The sequence below is a fragment of the Vibrio sp. SG41-7 genome (assembly GCF_014164465.1).
GTDB lineage: Bacteria > Pseudomonadota > Gammaproteobacteria > Enterobacterales > Vibrionaceae > Vibrio > Vibrio splendidus.
In genome coordinates, this window is the sequence record NZ_JACJFF010000151.1 from 1 (window position 1) to 10216 (window position 10216).

A 10216-nucleotide genomic window follows, 5' to 3' on the forward strand; every position below is an offset into this window, starting at 1 on the left:
TTCAAGGAAGCCATAGACCAATTTTTTACTGTAACTCTTCCAGAGATTGCAGGTTCGTTGACGTCTCGAATCAATGACAATTTTCAGGTGTTTAAGCCTGCATCTTCAAGTTGATTGGGTATATAGTAGATGTAGCAAGGTCATCATATTGGCTGCGAGCCGCATCTGATGGGTCGACAATAGAGTAAACTCGATAGCCGTTATCAAGGAATAAGTTGTTGTTTGGATCAAACTCTGAAGTGTTGTACTGTTTGTATTGACTGGGTTCATCACTCATGATGACGACTGATAGTGAAGCGCCAGATCTTGGGTATCCTGCGAGTTCTGCAGTTCCATCGGTTTGGAGTGCAAGTTCAGAGTAATATATCCCACGTTCCGTAGCGCTCCCTCTGGTACCAGGTTTAAAATCTTCAGCAATTTGGACTAAGTCATTAGTAAACCCATTCCCACGCAGTTCATCTGAATCTGTTGTAATGGTACCAACCATGAAATCCACACCCGCGTTTTGAATTGTGTCAGTAAAGGCTACAGTCAAATCACTGATCGCTTGCTGCTCATTACCCATGCTGCCTGAATTATCAATGACAAATAGGAAATCTGCTTTAGAAGTCGTTTGATCAAGAGCGGTAAACGTGTCATTTTGCAGTTGCAGTGTTGCATCTTTAGATGCTTGGATACTTTCCGATGTCGTTGAGACAATCAGATCTGAGTAATTCAAAACCTTGTCGTTCTGCACCAATGTACTGGTAATAACTGCACTGTCTGCAACCTTGTTGTAGCTAGTTGTAATATCAAGTTGGTACTCAGTTTGTATTACTTCAGAAGCAGCAGGAACCAGGGCACTTGCTGTCCCCCCAACTTTATTCACGGCTACTTGATTTATTAGAGTATTCAGAATGTCCGTGAGTTTTAACCCAGTTCGTAATGTGATTTTGTAGGTTGCATTAACATCACCATTTTCCAAAGTGGTTAGAGAGGTTTGTACAACTTGGGCACTATTTAGTTCAGATGCAAAAGCACTAACACCAGCAACAAGGATTTCTTGAGCTGTTGTTTGTCCCGTTAATGCCCCTCTCTCTGCAACAAACCCTGCAAGTTCAGTGTTATCTGGTGTTGGAAGTGAGCTTCTTGTCGAAGCGGCCGCTGCGGTAGTCACAGGCTCAGCGTAGATAATAGTACCTGTTACATCACCAGTAAGAGCACTGGTTGTATAACCTTCAGGTAAGAACACTTGTTGGCTGTCGAGAACGACAGACTGTGTTGGCGCAGGAGCTTCCGCGACGGTGATGATGATCTCTTTGGTTTGTAGTACGGTTTGACCTTGATCGTTGGTCGTTTCAATGCTGAGTTGATACTTCTCTTGGCCGACTGCAGCACCCGCCTGAATGGTGACTTGGAGCGGATCGGATGTCGTTAATTCATCACCATTTTCGTTATACCAAGTGACTTTATCATTCGACTGAAGGTTACTGATGGTTGCAGTTAGCGTTGTTTGTGCACTTGCAGCAACGATGGCCGGATTAGCTGTAATTGAGTTGATTACGGCACTTGGCGCGAAATCTGCCCCGATACTACACAATACTTCTGATGACTGAACTTCGCTGCTATCAAGAATACTATTATTGTTAGTATCTACCCCAAGAGTAACAAGTTGCCCTCCTGCATCACATCTGGTGTCCGTTTTAGCTATTAAAGCAACCGACACTAGAGCTTGATTGAAGATATCGCTACCTTCTTGCTGGGTATTATTTGTCCCATCGTGACAAATAGTTTTGTTGGAAACATGTTCACTATCTTCTAGTACGTTATTTTCGTTATCATCGTAACCAGCAATAACTTTCAAGCCACCATTAGTGCATTCCGAATCACCAACAGGGAGAGTTAACGTAGAAATTAACGCGTCTTTCTGTACTGCCCCCTCATTTGATGAACTATCTGAAGAACCACTATCGCTCCCACAACCAGAAAGTAAAATAGACGCTACGGACGTAGCAATCAGAGTTTTTTTAGTAAGCCTAGCATTGACGTTCACTACCATATCCTTGTGATATATGAAATTAATATAGATACATATAAGGAATGTTTTTATCGGTCGGTATAAATTTTGTCAATGAAACAAGTATGGTATGAATAAGAACTTTGAGCTACTTAACTTTATGAATGATAATGATAAAATAGTCAGTTTCTATTGATGGAATTGTTATTTTGGTTCAGGGTTTTGAGAAGAAAAAGCACCACATCATCGATAGTGGTGCTTTAGATAAAGTTAATCTTTACCTTGTAAGATTTCTGCCCAAGGTAAGTCGGCATCGCCAAGAACAATGAAGTTCGGGTTCTCAAGCGTCTCTCTTTCATTGTACGAGAGCGGCTCTAATTGAGTGCTTAGGATTCGGCCTCCCGCTTCTTCAACAATGCACTGGGTTGCCGCGGTATCCCACTCTCCGGTTGGTCCAATACGTAGATAACAATCGACAGCGCCTTCGGCAACCAAGCATGCCTTCAGCGCAGCAGAGCCTAAAGGAACCAAATCATAGTTCCAAGCAGAGCTCATACGGTTAGTGATGCGATTGATGTCTTGGCGACGGCTGATTGCCATCGCGATCGATTGGTTTGGCAGTTCGTGACGATGCGTTTTGATTTTTACACTGTCATTGAGGTCTGGGATCTTCCAAGCGCCTTTGCCACTGTAAGCGTAATAGCTCACACCTGACACAGGCGCGTACACGACGCCCATTACTGGTTTGTTATGCTCAATTAGGGCGATGATTGTTGCAAAGTCGCCACTTCGTGCGATGAACTCTTGCGTGCCATCGAGTGGGTCAACTAACCAGTAGCGATCCCATTGAGAGCGTTGCTCTAGGCTGATGTCGGCGTCTTCTTCGGATAATACGGGAATATCAGGCGTCAATTCACTGAGTTTTTTTAATATCAGCTTATGTGCTGCAAGATCGGCACTGGTTACTGGAGTGTCATCACTCTTAGTGAACTCTTCGTAATCCTTTTTCTCGTAAATCTCTAAGATGAGTTGGCCTGCAGAGCGAGCAATCTCAATGATAGAGGGTAGGAGGTGAGACAAATCTTTTGTTATTGGCATAAATATTCTCTTACTCTTCGAGCGAGCCTGAATGTTCTAATTATTGTTTAATACACGAAGGGCTAATAGTAGGGCTGTAATACTGCGAGCCTCACAGAAGTCGAGATGCGTTAACAGTTCTTCGGCTTGAGCAAGTGGCCAGCGCACAATGTCGAGTGGCTCTGGTTCGTCACCTTCTAGTTTCTCTGGGTAGAGTTCTTCTGCGATAAACAGCGTCATTTTGCTAGAGAAATAAGAGGGTGCAAGGATCACTTCTTTTAGGGGAGTAAGCTTGTTGGCACCAAAGCCAATCTCTTCTTTTAGTTCACGAACGGCGGCTTGATTAGGCTGCTCACCTGGATCAATTAGCCCTTTTGGGAAGCCGAGTTCATAGCGCTCTGTGCCTGCTGCGTATTCACGCACCAACAGAATATCGCCTTGTTCAGTAATCGGAACCATCATTACTGCGTTGCGGCCGCTGGGCTTCATGCGTTCGTAGGTACGCTCTACACCGTTTGAAAAGCGTAAATCGAGGGACTCGATAGAGAATAGTTTTGATTGAGCGACAGTTTGTTGAGCCAAAATTTCTGGCTTGGTCCTTTTTGTCATTGCGCTCGCTCCTTAGCTCATTGGAATTCTTTCTTATAAAGTCATTCTAATATAGGGGAAATAGAGTTGAGTTCCTAGATCCGAGTTTTCATATCCTAGAATTATTGGATCAGGAACCGATTGCGATCACTTGAATACCTTACTCCAAATGGTAACGCGCCTGTCATTATGAGCATTGAACGAGAAATAGACGGTTCGAAAGCGCTCTGCTGTTTTAAACACAAAAAAAGGTTGATGCTTGCGCATCAACCTTTTGATTGAATCTTTAACTTTCTACCGGCTAAGACTGGATGAGTACTTAGTCGTAAAATGATTAGTAGTAAGAATGCTCACCGCGATCGTGCTCAGTTGCATCACGAACGGCAGTCAATTCACCTTCGAATTGTTGAAGAAGTTCTTTCTCGATGCCTTCTTTAAGCGTTACATCAACCATAGAACAACCGTTACAACCGCCGCCAAATGCAACGATAGCAGCACCTTCTTCAGTGATCTCTACTAGGCTAACGTGACCGCCGTGGCCAGCAAGCTGTGGGTTCACTTGTGTTTGGATTGCATACTCAACACGTTCTATCAATGTTGCGTCGTCTGATACTTTACGCATCTTCGCGTTTGGTGCTTTAAGTGTAAGTTGAGAGCCCATTTTGTCTGTAACGAAGTCAATTTCAGCTTCATCTAGGAATGGTAGGCTTAGCTCATCTACGTACGCAGAGAAAGCTTCAAAAGAAAGCTTTGTGTCAGACGCTTCGATAGCATCTGTTGGGCAGTAAGAAACACCACACTCAGCGTTTTGCGTACCTGGGTTTACCACGAACACACGAATGTTTGTACCTTCAGGCTGCTGTGACAGCAGATTGGCAAAATGAGTTTGAGCGGTTTCTGTAATAGTAATATTTGACACGACGAATACCTGAGTAGAATTGTAGGTTATTAGCGCCATTCTACTCCTGTCAGATTTGTAATTCAGCCCTTTTTTGTTGGATTGCTGTACAAGTAGTGATTCACACTATTTATCCAGAGGGCTCAGGAGTGCGGCAGATACAGTAAATATCAATCCTTTTCACGCCCACTTCAAGTAGTAATTGGCATAATTGATACACAGTACTGCCGGTGGTTACAACATCATCAATTATCGCGACGTGAGAAGGGACCGTTCCTTGAAAGTCTTGTTTTCGAAGCGTAAAAGCGCTCTTTAGATTATGTAAGCGTGCGGATTTAGTCAGCCCTTGCTGAGAAGCGGTTGAGCGAATTCGACGGAACAGCACCTCATCTTTAACGCCAAGTTCTTGAGCTGTGTAATTAGCGAGCAGCTGACTTTGATTAAAGCCTCGATGAATATATCGACGCCAATGCAGAGGTACGCTGGTGATCAGCGGAGCTGGATGCTCGATACGTGAAGCCAATAGCTTTGATAGATCGCGTGCAAACCAAAACTTATCGGCGTACTTCATTTGTTGAATGTAACGTGCTGTTGGAAAGGTGTAGTCCCCAACGCAATAGAGACGATGCCAAGGTGGAGGTTGAGATAAGCACTGTCCGCACTGCTCTACTGTGAGCAGTGTTTTTAAACCACATCGTTGGCAGCGAGGAACTGACTCAAAGAGATTAAGACAAGAATCACACCATCGAGGGTGAGCATCACTGTGCGACTTATCTAGCTTGCACAGATGGCATTGAGGTGTGACCAGACGTGGTGTGTGTTTTTGTAGCCAATCAGATAACATAGCTCGTGATGCTTTTGGGTTATGGTGTTCCTTTTACTCACCATACTGAAAAGCACAGATAATCGCCGATGAAAAAAGTAGGGAATATTGAGAATGAGTGACGCGTTGTATTGGCATGTTTCTGGGCAAGGGCCTGATTTAGTTCTGGTTCACGGTTGGGGTATGAATGGTGCGGTATGGCAGCAAACGGTTACTGCTTTAGAAGCTGACTTCCGAGTGCATGTTGTTGACCTTCCTGGGTATGGACATAGCGCGCATTGCCACGCTCAAGATCTTGAAGAGATTGCTCAGCAACTATTGGTCGACGCGCCCAAGCAAGCGGTTTGGGTGGGTTGGTCACTCGGTGGTTTGGTCGCGACGCACATGGCTCTCCATCACTCAGATTATGTCAGTAAATTGGTGACTGTCGCCAGTTCTCCTAAATTCGCCGCTGCAAAAGAACCGGTATTATGGCGAGGCATTCAGCCAAACGTATTAAGCGCATTCACCGAGCAGCTTGTTGAAGATTTCCAAACCACCATCGAACGTTTTATGGCACTGCAGGCCATGGGTAGCCCTTCAGCAAGACAAGATGTCAAACAGCTCAAACAAGCGGTGTTGTCCCGCCCATTACCAAATCCTGATTCATTATTGGCTGGTTTAAAGATGCTGTCTGATGTCGACCTCCGTGAACAACTGCCGCAGATCTCTGTGCCTATGCTGCGTTTATACGGTCGATTAGATGGGCTTGTGCCAATCAAGGTTGCAAAAGATTTGGACAAAGCCTTACCTCATACCGAGCAATATATCTTCACGCAGTCTTCGCATGCGCCATTTATGACTGAAGCGGATGCCTTTTGCAGTGAACTGGTCAGCTTCGCCCAAAAATAATCGCTAAATTTATCGCTGGCTTGGTCGATATATAACCTAATACCAATCACAGTAAGTAAGTGTTCAAAAATAGCGTAGGGAAAAGGCTTGAGAACAAGGCAGAGCTTTTTGATAAGTAGTTATTCTACAATTAAAAATTCTAACGCCGTTATCGAGCATTTTAACAAGCTAGGATGAGCAGTTATTTACTACGATTGGTATAACACCAATGCACAGCATGATACTCAGACCTAACTCTCTCCTGAGCTGATTGCGGTAAGTTGGGCTATGCCTGTTGTACTGACTCACAGTGCAACAGCGTTATAGCAATAACGATGGGCGATTCTTGAGGAGTTCGCGATGATTGTGTCACCTGCAACTGCAGTGAGTGTGCCACTGATCGCCCCATCCGTTAATGTGCAAACAGAGCAAGTTGCGCGTGATAATAGAGTTCGAGAACCTGTCGCTCCCGCCGTAGCATTGGCGAAAACCAATGCAGAGCGAAAGGTAAAACCGGACGATAAGCGAAGGCAGCAGTCGGCTTGGGATCCTTCAGACCATCCAGGTTATGAAATGGAGAACGAGTCAGAGGCCAATTCGATTAGCCAAGAAGAGCCACAAGATCCTTTTGATAGGTTGTTCAGCTTATTGGCACTGAGAACATACAGTGCTGATCAAGGAAAGGGCTATACCATGCGTTTCCGCCTGCCAAAGCATGTTTTAGATGCGGCGATTCAAGAGGGACAGATGGAGAAGCGACGTAAGGTCATAAAATATCATTATGGTCATGCTGTTGCGCCTCATGCTCCATCAGGAATGCTGGTTGTGTTATAAATCGAAAACTTATGACCCAACCAAACTTCGATGTCTTTTTTGAACACATAATAAAAACCTGCATACCCTAAGGGATGCAGGTTTTTTGTTTTAGGCGAATCAGTTTTTCAGATGTGTTAACGGATTATTTTTTCGCTTTAGCAAAGGCAGCGGCAAAAGCACCACCCATCGCCGCGTTTTGTTGCGGTTCCTCGCGGCGGCGTTGTCCACCTTGCGAATTTTGATTCGGGCGATTTTGCGTGCGAGGTGCACTTGAACGTTGGGTGCGGTTGTCTTGGCCGGGTTCATCTTTCATACGCATGCTTAGTGCAATACGTTTACGTTGAACATCCACTTCCATCACCTTCACTTTGACGATTTCTCCCGTTTTCACGACTTCATGAGGATCAGACACAAAACGATCGGTTAGCGCTGATATATGCACTAAACCGTCTTGGTGAACGCCAATGTCAACGAAGGCGCCAAAGTTAGCTACGTTTGAAACTACACCTTCTAAGATCATGCCGGGTTCTAAGTCAGACATGCTATTTACGCCATCGGCGAAGGTTGCTGTCTTGAATTCAGGACGAGGATCTCGACCCGGTTTATCCAGCTCCTTGATGATGTCGGTTACCGTTGGTACACCGAAGTTCTCATTGGTGTAATCAACCGCATGTAAACCACGTAAGAAGTCTGTATTACCCACCAGAAACTTGATGTCTTTGTGGTTTTTCTCGGCGATGGCTTTCACCAATGGGTAAGCTTCTGGGTGAACCGAAGATGCGTCTAGTGGATTCTTACCATCCATGATTCTTAGGAAACCCGCACACTGTTCAAACGCTTTTGGCCCTAAACGAGCGACCTTTTTGAGTGTTGTACGCGCTTCGAAGCGACCGTTTTCATCACGGAAGTCCACGATGTTCTGGGCGATGGTGTTAGAAAGGCCAGCAACACGAGTTAACAGTGCGGCAGAAGCCGTATTCACATCAACACCAACCGCGTTTACACAGTCTTCGACAATCGCATCTAGGCGTTTAGCGAGCATAGTTTGGCTCACGTCGTGTTGGTATTGGCCCACACCGATCGATTTAGGGTCAATCTTCACTAGCTCTGCCAATGGATCTTGCAGACGACGAGCAATAGACACCGCACCACGAATCGAGACATCCATGTTCGGGAATTCTTTCGCCGCTAACTCAGACGCGGAATAAACTGATGCACCCGCTTCGCTGACAATAATCTTTTGTGCTGTTAGGTTGCCGCGTTTAATCACATCAGCAACAAAGCTGTCTGTTTCGCGTGAAGCCGTACCATTACCAATCGCAATCAAGTCAACATTGAACTGGCGAACCATCTGCTCAACCACGTGTGCAGATTTGTCGTATTGCTTCTGTGGTGGGTGAGGGTAAATGGTCTCTGTTGCCAGAACCTTACCGGTTGAATCCACCACGGCGATTTTTGAACCGGTACGTAAACCCGGATCCAAGCCCAAAGTTGCTCTAGGGCCAGCAGGCGCCGCCATCAACAAGTCTTTAAGGTTGGTTGCGAACACTTCAATCGCTTCGATTTCACCGCGTTCTTTCATCGCGCCCATCAGCTCAGTTTCCATGTGCATAGAAACCTTGATACGCCACGCCCAGCTAATCACTTGCTTACGCCATGCATCTGCAGGTGCGCTGCTCAGGGTAATACCGTAGTGATTAGAGATGATGTTTTCGCAGTATGAACCACGTACACCTTCTTCTTGTTCTGGGTCAGCATTCATCGCCAACGTTAGGAAGCCTTCATTACGGCCTCGTAGCATTGCAAGTGCGCGGTGTGAAGGTACTTTGTTGAGTGTTTCGTTGTGTTCGAAATAGTCTTTGAACTTCTCGCCAGCTTGCTCTTTGCCTGCCACGACACGTGAAACGAGCTCAGAGTTGCGTGTTAGATGTTGGCGAATCTTTTCAAGTAGGTTTGCGTCTTCAGCAATGCGCTCCATGATGATCGCTCGTGCACCATCCAGTGCCGCTTTAGTATCGGCAATGCCTTTATCGCTACTGATGAAGTTAGCGGCTTCGGTTTCAGGATCGTGCTGTGGTTCATTCCAAAGAGTATCAGCAAGTGGCTCTAAGCCTGCTTCAATCGCGATTTGACCTTTGGTACGACGCTTTGGTTTGTATGGCAGATATAAATCTTCTAGGCGCGTCTTGCTGTCGGCTTGAGTGATGTCACGCTCCAGTTCTGGCGTGAGTTTACCTTGGTCTTGAATCGACTTAAGAATCGTTTGGCGGCGATCGTCAAGTTCGCGAAGGTATGAAAGGCGACTATCAAGGTTACGTAGCTGGGTATCGTCTAAGCCACCCGTGACTTCTTTACGGTAGCGGGCAATAAAGGGAACGGTGTTACCGTCGTCAATTAGGTTGACTGCGGCGATGACTTGCTCTGAGCGAACATTCAGTTCTTCAGCAATCAGTCGACAGATAGCTTGGCTCATCCGATGAATCTCTTATTTAATATCATGACAAATACATGGGGGTGAGCGTACGCTTTTTCTAGCTTTGGCTGTGTAATTATCGTGTCAGAAGTCGAATTTCCGTTTGTGATATCTGCTTTGTGCGAGATCTCTCACACGTGATGTAAGCCTAAGTCACCTTAAACCTGTCAATATGTCTTAATTTAACTGTAAGTTGTTGATTTTTAATCATGTGGTGTTTTAGGGCGTATTTCTCACTCGAAATGTTTTTTGGGACTATCTAGGAAACTCGCCCAAATACCGTAATATTTAACTTGTCGACAGGGAGTTGGCAGGAACAGGAAAAAGCCTAATGGACTAGGTATCTTCAGGACGAAGATTTGATTACTTAGGATGAGTGGTCAGCAAGGAAGTAATAATCTCTGGATGAGATTCGCCAGTCAGGATGACAGGCTAGAATGGACACCGCTAGGATGGCGATGAACAAAAAGGAAATTGGTTAAAGGATTTAGCCACTATCAAGGACAGATGCAGGGAGCACCTTATCTCGTAGAGATAAACAGTAGCCGGATTGCTGCGATAGAGACTTAACCCCGCCAGGCGCAAGCCTAGCGTGGTTTTCTTTTATCTGGAGTTTGGGTTTGTCTGCTCGATCTGTGATGGCCGGTTAATCACTCTAAGCCATAAGCCATAAGC

8 protein-coding genes and 1 pseudogene are annotated in these 10216 nt (G+C 45.4%); 3 read left to right on the forward strand and 6 right to left on the reverse strand.

What is annotated here, in order from left to right; genetic code table 11:
- Positions 1-114 (forward strand): annotated as a pseudogene (locus H5300_RS23600) (IS630 family transposase); the annotation flags it as partial.
- On the opposite strand, the gene H5300_RS23605 reads toward H5300_RS23600, so the two are convergent.
- The 5 genes from H5300_RS23605 to H5300_RS23625 all read right to left on the reverse strand — a co-directional run bounded on the left by H5300_RS23605 (position 92) and on the right by H5300_RS23625 (position 5403).
- A complete protein-coding gene (locus H5300_RS23605) occupies positions 92-2038 on the reverse strand; it encodes a VWA domain-containing protein (RefSeq protein ID WP_259397922.1) in 1947 nt (648 codons plus the stop codon). The pseudogene H5300_RS23600 and the gene H5300_RS23605 sit on opposite strands and share 23 nt — an antisense overlap.
- Before the next feature lie 228 nt (positions 2039-2266).
- Positions 2267-3094: a 3'(2'),5'-bisphosphate nucleotidase CysQ gene (cysQ, locus tag H5300_RS23610; protein WP_004735610.1), complete on the reverse strand. Its 828-nt coding sequence runs from the start codon at positions 3092-3094 to the stop codon at positions 2267-2269.
- A 36-nt stretch (positions 3095-3130) separates the two neighbouring features.
- Positions 3131-3682 (reverse strand): ADP compounds hydrolase NudE, encoded by a 552-nt coding sequence (gene nudE, locus H5300_RS23615; RefSeq protein ID WP_017079321.1) that lies wholly within the window; start codon positions 3680-3682, stop codon positions 3131-3133.
- 313 nt (positions 3683-3995) lie between these two features.
- The gene (gene nfuA / locus H5300_RS23620) at positions 3996-4580 is read right to left on the reverse strand and encodes a Fe-S biogenesis protein NfuA (RefSeq protein WP_009848013.1); all 585 of its coding nucleotides are present in this window, start codon (positions 4578-4580) and stop codon (positions 3996-3998) included.
- A 109-nt stretch (positions 4581-4689) separates the two neighbouring features.
- Positions 4690-5403 (reverse strand): ComF family protein, encoded by a 714-nt coding sequence (locus H5300_RS23625; protein WP_004735613.1) that lies wholly within the window; start codon positions 5401-5403, stop codon positions 4690-4692.
- Positions 5404-5496: 93 nt separating this feature from the next.
- Here H5300_RS23625 and bioH point away from each other — a divergent pair, with 93 nt between their 5' ends.
- Positions 5497-6273: a pimeloyl-ACP methyl ester esterase BioH gene (gene bioH, locus H5300_RS23630; protein ID WP_182797052.1), complete on the forward strand. Its 777-nt coding sequence runs from the start codon at positions 5497-5499 to the stop codon at positions 6271-6273.
- A gap of 339 nt (positions 6274-6612) precedes the next feature.
- Positions 6613-7086, forward strand: coding sequence for a hypothetical protein (locus tag H5300_RS23635; RefSeq protein WP_004735616.1), 474 nt, complete (start codon positions 6613-6615; stop codon positions 7084-7086).
- 124 nt (positions 7087-7210) lie between these two features.
- Here the strand turns inward: H5300_RS23635 and H5300_RS23640 are convergent, their stop codons facing one another.
- Entirely contained in the window at positions 7211-9541 is a 2331-nt protein-coding gene (locus H5300_RS23640; RefSeq protein WP_182797053.1) for a Tex family protein, read from the reverse strand.
- Positions 9542-10216: the final 675 nt, after the last annotated feature.